This window comes from Pseudarthrobacter chlorophenolicus (genome assembly GCF_000962805.1).
In the GTDB taxonomy this organism is placed as follows: Bacteria; Actinomycetota; Actinomycetes; order Actinomycetales; family Micrococcaceae; genus Arthrobacter; species Arthrobacter chlorophenolicus_A.
Genome location: NZ_JZTW01000013.1, coordinates 50,734 through 64,907, shown reverse-complemented (window position 1 = coordinate 64,907; position 14,174 = coordinate 50,734). Strand labels below are relative to the sequence as shown.

Annotated in this window: 13 protein-coding genes; 9 read left to right on the top strand and 4 right to left on the bottom strand. The window is 66.8% G+C overall.

Going from position 1 to position 14,174, the window contains the following annotated elements; translation table 11 throughout:
* The first annotated feature begins 3 nt into the window (after nt 1–3).
* Genes UC32_RS13745 through UC32_RS13730 form a run of 4 tightly spaced genes read left to right on the top strand, consistent with a single transcriptional unit; the run spans nt 4 to nt 4,785 of the window.
* The gene (locus tag UC32_RS13745; RefSeq protein WP_045731762.1) at nt 4–708 is read left to right on the top strand and encodes a FadR/GntR family transcriptional regulator; all 705 of its coding nucleotides are present in this window, start codon (nt 4–6) and stop codon (nt 706–708) included.
* Nucleotides 709–732: 24 nt separating this feature from the next.
* Nucleotides 733–1,779 (top strand): asparaginase, encoded by a 1,047-nt coding sequence (locus tag UC32_RS13740; protein WP_045731761.1) that lies wholly within the window; start codon nt 733–735, stop codon nt 1,777–1,779.
* A 40-nt stretch (nt 1,780–1,819) separates the two neighbouring features.
* On the top strand, nt 1,820–3,235 hold the full coding sequence (locus UC32_RS13735) for an aspartate ammonia-lyase (RefSeq protein WP_045731760.1): 1,416 nt from the start codon (nt 1,820–1,822) through the stop codon (nt 3,233–3,235).
* A gap of 35 nt (nt 3,236–3,270) precedes the next feature.
* Nucleotides 3,271–4,785: an amino acid permease gene (locus tag UC32_RS13730; RefSeq protein WP_045731759.1), complete on the top strand. Its 1,515-nt coding sequence runs from the start codon at nt 3,271–3,273 to the stop codon at nt 4,783–4,785.
* Between the two features lie 100 nt (nt 4,786–4,885).
* Here UC32_RS13730 and ggt read toward each other — a convergent pair whose 3' ends face one another.
* Complete coding sequence (ggt, locus tag UC32_RS13725) at nt 4,886–6,748, bottom strand: gamma-glutamyltransferase (protein WP_045731758.1); 1,863 nt, start codon at nt 6,746–6,748, stop codon at nt 4,886–4,888.
* 189 nt (nt 6,749–6,937) lie between these two features.
* Between ggt and UC32_RS13720 the strand changes: the two genes are divergently transcribed.
* Nucleotides 6,938–8,254, top strand: a complete 1,317-nt coding sequence (locus tag UC32_RS13720) for an ATP-binding protein (RefSeq protein ID WP_045731757.1) — start codon at nt 6,938–6,940, stop codon at nt 8,252–8,254.
* A gap of 28 nt (nt 8,255–8,282) precedes the next feature.
* Nucleotides 8,283–9,542: a low temperature requirement protein A gene (locus UC32_RS13715; RefSeq protein ID WP_045731756.1), complete on the top strand. Its 1,260-nt coding sequence runs from the start codon at nt 8,283–8,285 to the stop codon at nt 9,540–9,542.
* 4 nt (nt 9,543–9,546) lie between these two features.
* Here UC32_RS13715 and UC32_RS13710 read toward each other — a convergent pair whose 3' ends face one another.
* On the bottom strand, nt 9,547–9,747 hold the full coding sequence (locus UC32_RS13710; RefSeq protein WP_082072123.1) for a transcriptional regulator: 201 nt from the start codon (nt 9,745–9,747) through the stop codon (nt 9,547–9,549).
* Between the two features lie 47 nt (nt 9,748–9,794).
* Nucleotides 9,795–10,688 carry a tRNA glutamyl-Q(34) synthetase GluQRS gene (gene gluQRS, locus UC32_RS13705; RefSeq protein WP_045731754.1) on the bottom strand — a complete coding sequence of 298 codons (894 nt, stop codon included), beginning with the start codon at nt 10,686–10,688 and terminating at the stop codon, nt 9,795–9,797.
* A 326-nt stretch (nt 10,689–11,014) separates the two neighbouring features.
* Here gluQRS and UC32_RS13700 point away from each other — a divergent pair, with 326 nt between their 5' ends.
* The 3 genes from UC32_RS13700 to UC32_RS13690 all read left to right on the top strand — a co-directional run bounded on the left by UC32_RS13700 (nt 11,015) and on the right by UC32_RS13690 (nt 13,701).
* Nucleotides 11,015–11,473 (top strand): Lrp/AsnC family transcriptional regulator, encoded by a 459-nt coding sequence (locus UC32_RS13700; protein ID WP_045731753.1) that lies wholly within the window; start codon nt 11,015–11,017, stop codon nt 11,471–11,473.
* 69 nt (nt 11,474–11,542) lie between these two features.
* Entirely contained in the window at nt 11,543–13,027 is a 1,485-nt protein-coding gene (locus tag UC32_RS13695; RefSeq protein WP_045731752.1) for a WXG100 family type VII secretion target, read from the top strand.
* A complete protein-coding gene (locus UC32_RS13690; RefSeq protein ID WP_045731751.1) occupies nt 13,024–13,701 on the top strand; it encodes a hypothetical protein in 678 nt (225 codons plus the stop codon). The genes UC32_RS13695 and UC32_RS13690 overlap by 4 nt, the downstream gene beginning before the upstream one ends.
* Nucleotides 13,702–13,715: 14 nt before the next feature.
* Here the strand turns inward: UC32_RS13690 and UC32_RS13685 are convergent, their stop codons facing one another.
* On the bottom strand, nt 13,716–14,171 hold the full coding sequence (locus UC32_RS13685; protein ID WP_082072122.1) for an Lrp/AsnC family transcriptional regulator: 456 nt from the start codon (nt 14,169–14,171) through the stop codon (nt 13,716–13,718).
* Between the last annotated feature and the right edge of the window lie 3 nt (nt 14,172–14,174).

Genomic DNA, 14,174 nt, shown 5'->3' with positions numbered 1-14,174 from the left:
AATGTGAACCTGTCAGACAGCCGGACAGCAGGACAGCCTGCGTTCCCCCTCGCGCGGCTCAGCGCCGCCGAGGCGGTCTTCAACGCCATCCGCGTGGACATCGAGTCCGGCATGGTTCCCGTGGGCAGCAAACTCAGCTCCGAGGCCACCCTCGCCCAGCAATACGGCGTGAGCCGTTCCGTCATTCGGGAAGCGCTCCGCTCTTGCACTGCGTTGGGACTGACGGTCACCAAGACCGGCAAGGGCACGTTCGTGGTGGCCAACAAGGTAGCCAACGACCTCACGCTGGGGCAGTACTCCGCCCGCGACCTGACGGAGGCCCGCCCCCACATCGAAATCCCTGCCGCCGGCCTGGCCGCCGAACGTCGCACCGATGAAGAACTGGACACCCTCCGCCAGATCATGGCCGCCATGGCCACCGAAACCGATCCCGAATCCTGGGTGGCACTGGACTCCACCTTCCACGCTGCCATCGCCCGTGCCAGCGGCAACAAGGTCTTCGAAAGCGTTGTGGCCGATATCCGGGACGCTTTGGCCCACCAGTCGGAAACCCTGAACATGGTGGCTGACCGGCAGCACGCCTCAGACATTGAACACCAGCACATCCTCGCCGCCATCGAGTCAGGTTCCGCGGACAATGCGCGCACCGCCATGGCCCGCCACCTGGAAGCCGTGGGCCAGGCCCTCGATTCCATCCTCAACAAGTAATCCGCCAGCAACCCCAAGGACACCATGCCCTCCCCCGCGTTTTCCGCTGCCCGCACCCCTGCCCCGGACCACCTGGCCCTGCCGCAGCACGCTCCCCTGGTAGCGGCCGTCCGCAGCGGCCTCGTGGAAAGCGTCCACTACGGATCGGCCCTAGCCCTGCGCAGGGACGGCTCCACCGCCGCCACCGCCGGCAACCCGGAAGCCCCCTTCTACCCGCGCTCCTCGCTCAAGCCGCTCCAGGCCGTGGCCATGGTCCGGGCCGGCCTGGATCTCCCCGCGGACCTCCTGGCCCTGGCCGCCGCCAGCCACTCCGGCGACAGCCGCCACCGCGATGGCGCCCTCCGGATCCTGGAACTGCACGGCCTCAGCGCCGCGGACCTCGAAAACAGCACTGACCTCCCCTACGGCACGGCCGAACGCGAAAAATGGCTGCGCAACGGCGGCGAAACCACCCAGCTCACCCAGAACTGCTCGGGCAAACACGCCGCCATGGCCGCCACCTGCGCCATCAACGGCTGGCCGGTCCGCGGCTACCTTGAGCCGTCCCACCCGCTCCAGCAGCTCGTCGCCGCCACCGTCACCGAACTGACCGGCGAAGAACCCGCCGCCATCAGCACCGACGGCTGCGGAACCCCGCTGTTCGCCCTCACCCTTCGCGGCATGGCCCGTGCCTTCGGCATCATCGCGCGCGCAGCCGGCCAGGCGGACGGAACCTCCGACGACGGCGGGCCGGCGTCCCGAAGCGCGGAAGCCGCCGTCGGGCTCGCCATGCAGCAGCACCCCCACATGGTGGCGGGCGAGGGACGCGACGTCACGGAGCTCATGCGCCTGGTGCCGGGCGCCGTGGCCAAGGACGGTTTCGAAGGCGTCCAGCTGGTGGGCCTGGCCGACGGCAGCGCAGCAGCCGTCAAGATTTCCGACGGCGGCGACCGCGCCAGGATGCCGGCCACCGTCCGGCTCCTCGAGGCGCTGGGACTTGATACCGGCCCGCTGGCCGCCATCGCCACCGCACCCGTGCTGGGCGGCGGCCACGAAGTGGGCCGGCTGCAGGCCACCGACTTCCTCAACTGATTTCTGTCCGAACCAGACAACGACGCCCGTAAGGACCCCCATGACCATCACACCAACCGCCGAAAACTTCCGGTCCGAACACGACCTGCTGGGTGACCGCGACGTCCCCGCGGAGGCATACTGGGGCGTGCACACCCTGCGCGCTGTGGAGAACTTCCCCATCACCGGCCAGCCGCTCTCCTCCAACATGCACCTGGTCCGCGGCCTGGCAGCGGTCAAGCTCGCCGCCGCCCGCACCAACCGGGACCTTGGCCTGCTGGATGCCGAACGCACCGCAGCCATCGAGCAGGCCTGCCAGGACATCCTGGACGGCAAACTCGCCGAGCAGTTCGTGGTGGACGTCATCCAGGGCGGCGCCGGAACGTCCTCCAATATGAACGCCAACGAGGTTATCGCCAACCGCGCCCTGGAAATCCTCGGCCACCCCAAGGGTGACTACGCCCGGCTGCACCCCAACGACCACGTCAACCTCAGCCAGTCCACCAACGACGTCTACCCCACCGCGGTGAAACTCGGCACCATCTTCGCCGCCCGGGAACTCCTGGACGCCCTGGCCGAACTGGAGGAAGCCTGTGCCGCCAAAGCGCTGGAGTTCCGCACCGTGGTGAAGATGGGCCGCACCCAGCTCCAGGACGCCGTCCCCATGACCCTGGGCCAGGAATTCGGAACCTACGCCGTCACCATCGGCGAGGACCGGCTGCGGCTGGCCGAGGCCGAACTCCTGATCCACGAGATCAACCTCGGCGCCACCGCCATCGGCACCGGACTGAACGCCCCGGCTGGCTACGCCGACGCCGCCTGCCGGCACCTGGCCGAGGTCACTGGCCTGCCGCTGGTCACCGCCGTCGACCTGATCGAGGCCACCCAGGACGTGGGCGCGTTCGTCCACCTCTCCGGCGTGCTCAAGCGGGTAGCGGTCAAGCTGTCCAAGATCTGCAACGACCTCCGCCTGCTCTCCTCCGGCCCGCGCGCCGGCCTGGGCGAAATCAACCTGCCGGCCGTCCAGTCCGGCTCCTCCATCATGCCCGGCAAGATCAACCCGGTGATCCCGGAAGTGGTCTCCCAGGTGGCCTACGAAGTGATCGGCAACGACGTCACCATCACCATGGCCGCCGAAGCCGGGCAGCTTCAGCTCAACGCGTTCGAACCCGTGATTGTCCACAGCCTCCACAAGAGCATCTCCCACCTCGAAGCAGCCTGCCGCACCCTGACGGCCCGCTGCATCCGCGGAATCACCGCCAACACCGAACACCTGCGGCTCACGGTGGAGCAATCCATCGGCCTGGTCACCGCCCTGAACCCCCACCTGGGCTACGCCACCGCCACCGCCATCGCGCAGGAAGCCCTCGCCACCGGCAAGGGCGTGGCCGAGCTGGTCCTGGAACACGGACTGCTCACCGCCACCCAACTGCAGGAACTCCTGAGCCCCGAACGGCTCGCCAACCTCAGCAAGTAGTCCCCACCCAAGATCCCCCGTCTGTAAGGACACCCATGAGTCAGTCCCCTCTCCCAGACCACGTCATCGACGGCGGTCACGCACACGCCACCGAGACCTCGCTGCACGCCGAGGACAAGGGCTATCACAAGAGCCTGAAGCCGCGGCAGATCCAGATGATCGCCATTGGCGGCGCCATCGGTACCGGCCTGTTCCTCGGCGCCGGCGGCCGCCTGAACGCGGCCGGCCCGTCGCTGGTCATCGCCTACGCCGTCTGCGGCTTCTTCGCGTTCCTGATCCTGCGGGCCCTCGGCGAACTGGTGCTCCACCGCCCCTCCTCCGGCTCGTTCGTCTCCTACGCCCGCGAGTTCTTCGGCGAGAAAGCCGCGTTCGTCTCCGGCTGGTTCTACTGGATCAACTGGGCCACCACCACCATCGTGGACATCACCGCCGCCGCGCTCTACATGCACTTCTTCGGCAACTACATCCCCTGGATGGCCGACGTCCCGCAGTGGGTATGGGCCCTCACCGCCCTCGTAGTGGTCCTGAGCCTGAACCTCGTGTCCGTAAAGGTCTTCGGCGAGATGGAGTTCTGGTTCGCCCTCATCAAGGTCGCAGCCCTGGTGGCATTCCTCCTGGTGGGCACCTACTTCGTCATCTTCGGCACCCCGGTGGACGGCCAGCAGGTTGGCCTCAGCCTCCTCTCGGACAACGGCGGCGTGTTCCCCAACGGCCTGCTGCCCATGATCATCCTCATGCAGGGCGTCCTGTTCGCCTACGCCTCGATCGAACTGGTGGGCACCGCGGCCGGTGAAACCGAGAACCCGGAAAAGATCATGCCCAAGGCCATCAACTCCGTGGTCTTCCGCATCGCCGTGTTCTACGTCGGCTCCGTGATCCTGCTGGCCCTGCTGCTGCCGTACACCTCCTACGAGAAGGGCGTCAGCCCGTTCGTGACGTTCTTCGGCTCGATCGGTGTGCAGGGCGTGGACGTGATCATGAACCTGGTGGTCCTCACGGCCGCCCTGTCCTCGCTGAACGCCGGGCTCTACTCCACCGGCCGCATCCTGCGCTCCATGTCCGTCAACGGCTCGGCGCCCAAGTTCGCGTCCCGCATGAACAAGGCGGGCGTCCCCTACGGCGGCATCGCCATCACCGCCGGCGTTTCGCTGCTGGGTGTTCCGCTGAACTACCTGGTCCCGGCCGAAGCCTTCGAGATCGTGCTGAACATTGCCTCCGTGGGCATCATCATGACCTGGGCCACGATCGTCCTGTGCCAGATCCAGCTGAAGCGCTGGGCGGACAAGGGATGGGTGGAGCGGCCCTCGTTCCGGCTGTTCGGCGCCCCGTTCACCGGATACCTCTCGCTGGTCTTCCTGGTGGGCGTGCTGGTGATGGTGTTCATCGACTCGCCGCTCACCATGATGGTGACAGCCATCGCCTCGGTGCTGATGGTGTTCGGCTGGTTCGCCTGCCGCAAGCGCATCCACGAGATCGCCGCAACCCGGGAAGGCCACACCGGCGTCGCACCGGTGGTTGCCAACCCGCCGGCGGGCACCTTCAAGAAGTAGCGCTTCTTAACGTCCGACGGCGGCACCTGGGTTCTGGAACTACAGAACGCGGGTGCCGCCGTCAGGGTTTAAGGGCAACTGCCTGTCGGCAGCCGCCGGATCACCTGGCCGGTTTGACCACCATGGCCGATCCGCCACCGCGCCTTTCGGGTTCAGCCACCGCCGTCACACCGCCGTCGCGATTGAACTCGATGGCCGTTGCTGCGCCGATCTCGGCCGCCGATGTGCCGGGACTGCCGGCCGCTGCGAACTTGTGGCCGAACTTGGCCGCCAGGACCTTGCCGGAGGGCGAGTCGATGAAGCCCTGTTCCGCTGTCACGTTGGCGGTGTTCCGCTGCGAGGCGCGGGGAGCTGCCACGGCGTCTTCAATGCTCATGCCGAGGTCGATCCGGTTAACCAGCGTCTGCAGCACCGTGGTGATGATCGTCGAGCCGCCGGGGGAACCGAGGGCCAGGAACGGGTCGCCGTCCTTCAGCACGATGGTGGGCGACATCGAGGACCGGGGCCGCTTGCCGGGCTGGATGCGGTTGGGGTCGGCTTCGTCGTAGACGGTGGAGAAGTCCGTGAGTTCATTGTTCAGGATGAAGCCACGGCCGGGAACCACGATGCCCGATCCCCCGGTCTGCTCGATGGTGAGCGTGTACTCCACCACGTTGCCCCATTTGTCCGAGACGGTGAGGTTGGTGGTGTTGATGTTCTCGGTGTCCTTGGCGTCCTCGCCAGCCGCCGGCGCAACATCGCAGGTGCCGTCGTAGTTCTCAACGTAGCCCGCCGCCACGGGCTTCACTGCAGCTTTCCGGGGATCGATGTTGCAGGCGCGTTCCTTGCCGAAGACGTCGTCAAGGAGGGCTTCTGTGGGGACGTCCACGAATTTCGGATCACCCACGTACTTGGCCCGGTCAGCGAAGGCCAGCGCGGACGCCTCCAGGTAGTGGTGCAGGACGTCGGACTGGTTCTTGGAGTTGCCCTTGCCCCTCACCAGGTCAGGCAGTTCGAACGGGGCCAGGATGTTCAGTGCCTCCCCTACGGTTGTGCCGCCGCTGCTCGACGGTGCCATGCCGTAGACGTCGTACCCCCGGTATTCCACATGGGTGGGGTCCTGGTTCAGGACCTCGTAGTTGGCCAGGTCCTCGGCGGTCATGAACCCCTTGGGGACGGGCAGTTTGGTGGTTGCCGTCTTGGGCGGGTTCTGGACCGTCGCAGCGATTTCCTCGGCCAGCGGCCCCTCGTAGAAGGCGTCAGTGCCCTCATCGCCCAGCAGACGGTAAGTGGCGGCGAGGTCGGGGTTCTTCAGGACAGATCCGACGGCGGGCGCCTTGCCGCCTGGAAGGTAGAGCTCGCTGGTGGACGGGAAGGCTTCAAACCGGACTTGGTTTTCCGCGGTCTGGAGGTTGAAGGTGCTGTCCACGGTGAACCCGTTGTCTGCGACGTCAATGGCAGGCTTCAGGGCATCGCCGAGGCTCAGGCTGCCCCAGCGCTCCAGTGCCCGCTCCCACGTGGCCGCCGTGCCGGGGACGCCCACGGAGACGCCGCTGGTGACCAGCTCCGGGGTGAAGTTGTACGCCTTCCCGGTCTTGGGATCGATGAATGCATCGTTCGGCATTGCCGCAGGTGCGGTTTCGCGGCCGTCCAGTGTGTGGACCTCGCCGCTCTTTGCGTCGTAGTACACGAAGTAGCCGCCTCCGCCGATGCCGGCTGAGTAGGGCTCCGTTACCCCCAGTGTTGCTGCCGCTGCGACGGCGGCGTCCACGGCGTTGCCGCCCTTGCGGAGCACCTTGATGGCGGCGGCGGAAGCGTCGGCGTCCACCGTGCTGACCGCTCCCCCGTATCCGGTGGCGGTGGCTTTCTTCTCGGGCTGGTCGTCCCACTTGTGGGCCGAGGCCGGGCTCATGATGGCTCCGGACGTCACGCTCATCGCCAGTGCAGCCGTTAAGGCTCCTACCCGGCGTCCCAGATGTGGCATGGTTGCTCCTAGGGGTTTGGGTGATGTGCATCACACGCTACTCCTCGCGCCGGACAGGCTCAACGGTGAAGGGCTACCCTCCCGCACGTCATGCAACGGAACCGCAACGGGCCCGCTGCGTCCCATCCCTTATGCTCGCTGCAAGAGAGACCATGGGCAGTTCAACGGGGAACCAACAGGAGTGACGGCATGACCAACTGGCGGATCAGGGATTTCCACTCGGCGGACCTGGACGGAATCCTGCACCTGTGGGAGACGCTGAAGGCAACCAATGTGGAGCCGGTTTACGCGCTGTCCGAGGTCCTGGCCTCGTGCGAGAAGGACCACGCCGTGGTGGCGGTGCTGGGTGACCTGGTGGTGGGCGCCGCGGTGGGGCGTGCCGCGCACGACCAGGGCTGGATTGTCTTCCTGGCCACCCTGCCGGAGTACCGCGGCCGGGGCATCGGCACCTCGCTGCTGGCCGCCGTCGAGAACCGCATGGCACCGCATGGGCTGAACAAGCTCTCGGCCCTGATGCCGGAGTCCGAAACCCGGGTGGAAGCGTTCCTGGGCCGCGGCTTCGCACTGAAGAAGAACCTGCGCTACTTCGAACGCACCATCCCTGTGCAGCGGCAGGAGCTCGGTGCGCTCGGCCAACTGGGCGGCCGTGTCCTCGCCCGCGACCTCTGGGAAAACGTCGCAGGCATGCGGAAGGAAAAGGAACTCCTGGAACGCCGTCTGGTGCTTCCGCTCGCTGAAGCGGACCTTGCGGACGAATTCGGCGTGGTGCCGCCGCGCGCCGTCGTCCTTTTCGGCCCGCCCGGAACTGGCAAGACCACGTTCGCCAAGGCCATCGCCTCACGCCTGGAATGGCCGTTCGTTGAAGTGTTCCCGTCCCGCCTCGCCGCGGATCCGCAGGGCCTGGCCGGGGCGCTGCGGGAAACGTTCCTCGAAATCGCGGAGCTCGAGCACGCGGTGGTCTTCATCGACGAGGTGGAGGAGATCGCGTCCCAGCGCGCCGGGGACCCGCCCTCGCCCTTGCAGGGCGTCACCAACGAGCTGCTGAAGATCATCCCGGCGTTCCGCGAACAGCCCGGCCGGCTCCTGGTGTGCGCCACGAACTTCATCCGCGCCCTGGACACCGCGTTCCTCCGGCACGGCCGGTTCGATTACGTCATTCCCATCGGCCTGCCGGACCGGCAGGCCCGCGAAGCCATGTGGCAGCGGTTTATCCCCGCCCCCGTGGTGGATGACGTGGACGTCGAGCTCCTCGTGGAGAAGACCGAGGGCTTCTCGCCGGCGGACATCGAGTACGCGGCCCGCAGCGCCTCCCAGCGTGCGCTGGAAAAAGCCGTGTACGACGACGGCGGGCTGGCTTCGGATTCGCGGCCGTCCGTCCGCGAGGCGGTGCGGAAGGGGCCCTCCACCGAGGACTACCTCGCCGCGATCGCCGAAACCCGCACCACCGTCAGCGCCGAAGTGCACCAGGATTTCCTCGAAGACATCGACGCACTGGGAAGGGTCTGAGCGGGTCCGGTCCCGCTATCTTTGAGGCATGTCCTCAAACCCCCTCCGGCATGCGTTCGCGCGCATGGGCGGCCGCGATCCGCATGAGAAACACCGGGCAGCCACCCCGCTGGAACTCTTCTTCGACCTGACGTTCGTCATTGCCTTCGGCGTCGCGGGAAGCCAGTTCGCCCACGAAATCGCGGAGGCCCACGTGCTGCCCGGGCTGATCGGGTTCGCGTTCGCGATGTTTGCCGTGATCTGGGCCTGGATCAACTTCACCTGGTTCGCCAGCGCCTACGACACGGACGATTGGGTGTTCCGCGTGGTCACCATGGTCCAGATCGTGGGCGTCCTGATCCTCACCATGGGAATCGAACCGATGTTCCACTCGATCGCCGAGGGGCAGCACGTGGACAACCGGGTCATTGTGGGCGGTTACATCCTGATGCGCCTGGCCCTGGTGGCGCAGTGGATGCGGGCCGCGCGCCAGGATCCGTCCCGCCGCGAGACCTGCCTGCGCTACGCCCGGTACCTGGCCATCGTCCAGCTGGGGTGGGTTGCAGTGCTGATCCTCGACACCGGCGTGGTGGCCACGCTCCTGATGGTGGTTCCGCTGGTGGCGCTGGAGATGGCCACGCCCTATTTCGCCGAGCGCAGGGCAGCCACCCCTTGGCATGCCCACCACATCGCCGAACGGTACGGGCTGCTCGCCATCATCGCGCTGGGCGAGTGCCTGATCGGTGCCATCGAGACGCTGCGTGCGTTCGTGGCCAACAGCGGCTGGACCATGGATGCAGCCCTGGTGGGCTTCGGTGGAACGGCGCTGGCCTTCGGCATGTGGTGGGTATATTTCATGCTCCCTGCAGGGCGGGCACTGCACCTGCGGCGGCACCGGTCCTACCTGTTCGGCTACGGCCACATCCTCATCTTCGCGGCCATCGCCGCCACTGGCGCCGGCCTCCATGTCGCCGCCTATTACATCGACCACGAGGCCCACATCAGCGCCGCGGCCGCGGTGGCGAGCATTGCCATTCCGGTGGCGGTCTTCAAGGCGACCCTGACTTGGCTGTACAGCGTGATGATGGGAGCCGACCGCATGGTCATCGCTGTGGCGGCCGGCGTCATCGCTGTCCAGGGCGGCGCGGTAGCCCTGGCGGCGGCAGGCGCCTCGGTCCCTGCGTGCTTGCTGGTAATGGTTGCCGCCCTGGCCGCCTCGATCGTCATGGACGAAAAGCGCGGCAGCGACCGGGTGCACGCGGCCCTGTCGAAGCTGGAGACGGGCGCGGAGCCGGGAATGCCCGCCTAGAGCCTTACTGTTTGCCGTACTTCCGGTGCACCGCTTGCTTGGTGACGCCCAGGCACAGTGCAATGGCTTCCCACGACAGGCCGGCCTGCCTGGCTCCGCGGACCAGGGTTGCCTCCGCCCGGCTGACTTCCTTCTGCAGTTCGGCGACGGCATGCAGGGCCTCGGCGGGGCCTTTACCGTCCATTGAACCAACGAGTGTCTTCATCCGGTCCACCTCCATAGCGTCAACATTAGTTGACGAAATGCCGGTCGTCAACGCTTGTTGACGCTGCCGCGCCAAACCCACGGCGCCAGCGGCAGTCCGTCGGGGAGGAACGCCGCAAGAGCTTGGCTAAGCGGCCCCGGCGGCAGGCCGAGAGACGCCAGCAGCCGGTCCCGGACCTCACCAACAGGCATCCCCGCCGCATCAAGATCCGCGAGCGTTACCGCACCGTCCCGCTTGGCCAGCCGGACGCCGTCGGAATTCACCACCAACGGGACATGCGCATATTCCGGAACCGGAATATTCAGAAGGGAGGCAAGATATGCCTGCCGGGGGGTCGAAGGAAGCAGATCGTCGCCGCGGACCACCTGGTCGATGCCCTGCTCGGCATCGTCCACCACCACGGCCAGGTTGTAGGCGGTGACGCCGTCGTTGCGGCGGAGCACAAAGTCATCCACCACTCCGGTGTAGCTGCCATGCAGGGCATCCCGGACGGAGTACTCACCAACGGAGGCTCGCAGCCGGATCGCCGCCGGCCGGGTGGACCGCTTGTACTCAAGCTCCGCGGGGTCAAGGTTCCTGCAGGTGCCGGGATAGGCCCCCTGCGGCGCGTGCGGGGCGGAGGGGGCTTCCTGGATTTCACGGCGGGTGCAGAAGCACTCATAGGTCAGGCCCGCCGACTGCAGCCGCCCAATGGCGTCCTCGTACACGGATCTGCGGTCGGTCTGCCGGACCACCGCACCGTCCCACTCCACCCCTATCGCGGCGAGGTCACGCAGCTGGACGGCTTCAGCTCCGGCACGCGCCCGGTCCAGGTCCTCGACGCGCAGGAGGAAACTGCGGCCGGTGGAGCGGGCGAAGAGCCAGGCAAGCATGGCGGTGCGGAGGTTGCCCACGTGCAGTTCGCCGGAAGGACTGGGGGCGAAGCGGCCGGCCGAAGTCATGCCTCCAGCCTATGCGGAACAGCACAAGAGCCCCTCAGCCACCGATATGGCCGGATATTCCGGCGGATCGGTAGCCCAGGGGCTCTCGTCAGTGGGTGCGGAAAGACGATGCGTGAACAAGAGTCAATCAGCGGCGGCCTCCTTGCGGGAAGCTGTGCGCGGCGCCCGGGTGGTGTGCCGGAGGCCGGTGGCCTGCGGGCAGGGGCGGTAGCCGCTGCCGTGTTGCCAACATTTCAGCACCAGCCATACAGTAGGTGCAACCGGCTAACTGTTCGTTAGTCAATCTGACTAATCCATGTGAGCCGCATCGGCAGAAAGTGTGCAAATTGCAGGAACTTGACGCCACTGACCGGCGGATCCTCCGGGCGCTGGACGATGACCCAAGGGTCCCAATCATGGTGCTGGCCCAGCGGCTGGGGCTGGCGCGCGGGACGGTGCAGTCGCGCCTGGAGCGGATGACGGCGGCCGGCGCCCTCCGCCCCAACAGCAGCAGGGTCCTTCCCGCAGCATTGGGCCGCGGCGTTGCAGCGTCGGTAAGCGCAGAACTGGACCAAAGCCACCTCAATGAAGCGATCGCCGCCCTGCGGAACATTCCGGAGGTCCTCGAATGCCATGCACCCGCGGGCGACACGGACCTCCTGATCCGGGTGGTGGCCACCAGCCCGGACGACCTGTACCGGGTCTCGGAAGAGATCCGGCTGTGCCCGGGGATCGTCCGCACCTCCACCAGCATGTTCCTTCGCGAAGTCATTCCCTACCGCACCACGGGGCTGCTGGACGGATAACCCTCCCCATCGCCCCGCTGCACCTTCCCGGCTAGGCTGGCACGGTACATCCACACAGGGGGAATCATCATGGCGGGTACCTTTTACGGCGGCGACGTCGCCCAGCTCCGGCAGCTCGCCAAGGACCTCGCCGGCGGCGCCAACCGGCTCAACGCCCTGGGCCAGCAGCTGAGCAGCACCATCAGCTCCGGTCAATGGAAGGGGCACGACGGCGACAGGTTCCGCAGCGAATGGACCTCCTCCCACATCAAACTGCTGAAGTCCGCCACGGCCGGGCTTGAAACGGCGTCCAAGGCGCTGCTGGCCAACGCGGACGAACAGGAACGGGCCAGCAGCGGCGCCGGCGGCGGCAGCGGCGGAGGCGCGGGCCAATCGGGCGGGGGCGGCGGAACAGCCCAGGACCTGACCGATACCCTCAACTCGATGACACCGGACGAGCGCCGGGACTACCTGCAGAGCGAGGAGTTCAGGCAGTGGGCCCTGGCCAACCCCGAGGCCGCCAAGGCCGCCATGGACGCGGCTGCGGACTCCGGCCTGATCGACAAGAATTCCCCCGAGTACGCCGACTTCCTCAGCGACTACTGGAACAACCAGGCCATGCTGGACATGAGCATTGATCCAGCCACGTGGGATACCGCCAACGGCACCGAAGCCAACTGGGACACCATCCGCAGTGTCTACGACTTCTACGGACAGGCCTACCTCGCCAACCCGGACCTGCAGTGGGCCGGCATGGCCAACATGATCGGACCGTCGTTCGCGGGCGGCTTCCGGGACATGGCCATGATGCGGGACCTCGCGCAGCAGATCGCCAATAATCCGGCCTCCAATATCCCACTGCCCATCCTGGACCAGATCGAACAGCTGGCGGGCATGACCGATGACGAGATCCGCTTCTACGAAACCAGCATGCTGGACATGAACAAGGAGATCTTCCTGGACCAGGCGCGCCAGCACCAGGCGTACCTCAACGGCGGCCTGGACGAGATCAACCGGCTCCATGAGTCCGGTGCCATCGATGCCGGAACGGCGGAGGCCTGGGCCAACATCGATTCCGGCGACCCGGACCGCGTCCAGGAAGGCAACACCGCCCTCCTGTACCGCGAGCAGAACGAAATCATCGCCGACGATTACGACAACATGCGCAGCCACCCCGGCGGCGAAGCCGTGACCTACATGGTGACCCTGGCCGGCGAGCCCTCCATTCCCGGAGCCAGGAGCTACGCGGAGGTGTTCCCCTACACCTTCAGCGTGGAGAGCCCCGGCCCGCAGAACGTCCCGTTCACCAACTGGGACAACCCCACTCAGTTCCGCACCGACTTCACCACCGGTTTCCCGGACGGCAACATTGCCAACGCGGACCAGCGCTGGGAACTCATCCGCCAGGACACCCTGCCCGCCTACCAGGACCTGCTGGCATCGGACCCGGACCGGGCAGCCCAGATCATCGGCTCCGACTTTGACACGCGGGTGGACCAGTACCGGCCCACCAACAACATCCCCCAGATCATGGACCGCTTCCTGGACGGCTTCGACGCGGAGGTCCACCAGTGACGCCCGCCCGCACGGCCGCAGCCTGGAAGCAACGGCGCCCGTCCGGCGTCGTACTCCTCCTGCCGGTCCTGGCCGCCGGCCTGGCCCTGGGCGGCTGCCAGCTGTCCACCCCCGAACCCGCCACCCCGTCCTCCGCCACATCACCTTCTGCAGGGAGCACCGTGAAAACCTCCGAATTTTCCACCCTTGATGCCGCCGGCGTGGAGACCATCCGCAGCACCGGTGCCGCACGGCTGGACATGAGCTCCGGCACGCTGGCCAAGGAATCCGTCCAGGTCACGCAGGACAGCTATGGGCCCGAGATCAACACCCGCGGCGCCGGGAAGATCAACCTGACCATTGTGGCGCCCAGCGGCGAAATCACGGGCGAAACGGACCGCATCCGGTTCAACACCACTGACAAGCGCCCGGACTTCAGCGAGGTCACCTACTTCCTCACCGCACAATCCGCCGAGGAGTACTTCGCCCTGATCCGTGAAGGCGTGCAGCGGTACGGCATCGATGAGGCCTCCGCCGAGCGGTGGATCAGCAGCACCGAAAGCGACCCTGACGGGAAGAGTGATTTCTCCATCACCTCCGGCACGGCCACCGGCCTGGACGTGAACTACGACCTGAGGTACGACGGCGGCAAGGACACCCAGGTGATCATCGTCCACGTCCGCCCAGCGGCCTAAGGAACGGGCGGCCGCTACACCGGCGGCCCGGCGTTCGATTTGAGGTTCTTCATCACCAGGGTGGACGTCAGCCGTTCCACGCCCGGCAGGGACGTCAGCTCCGCATCGTAAAACCGCTGGTACGCGGGCAGGTCCTCCGCGATGACCTTCAGCAGGTAGTCCGGGGAACCGAACAGCCGCTGCGCCTCCACGATGTTCGGGTTGTCCCCCACCCGGCTCTCGAAGATCTCCATGGTGGGCCTGTCCACCTGCCGCAGCGTGACGAAGACAATCGCCTCAAACCCGAGTCCCACCGCCGCTGGATCGATGTCCGCTTTGTAGCCCCGGATGACCCCTGACTGCTCCAGGTCGCGCAGCCGGCGGTGGCAAGGGGCCACCGTCAGCCCCACCTTGGCAGCAAGGGCCGTGGCGGTCATCCGACCATCCTCTTTGAGGTGGCGCAAGATATTCCTGTCAATGGCGTCTATCACGCA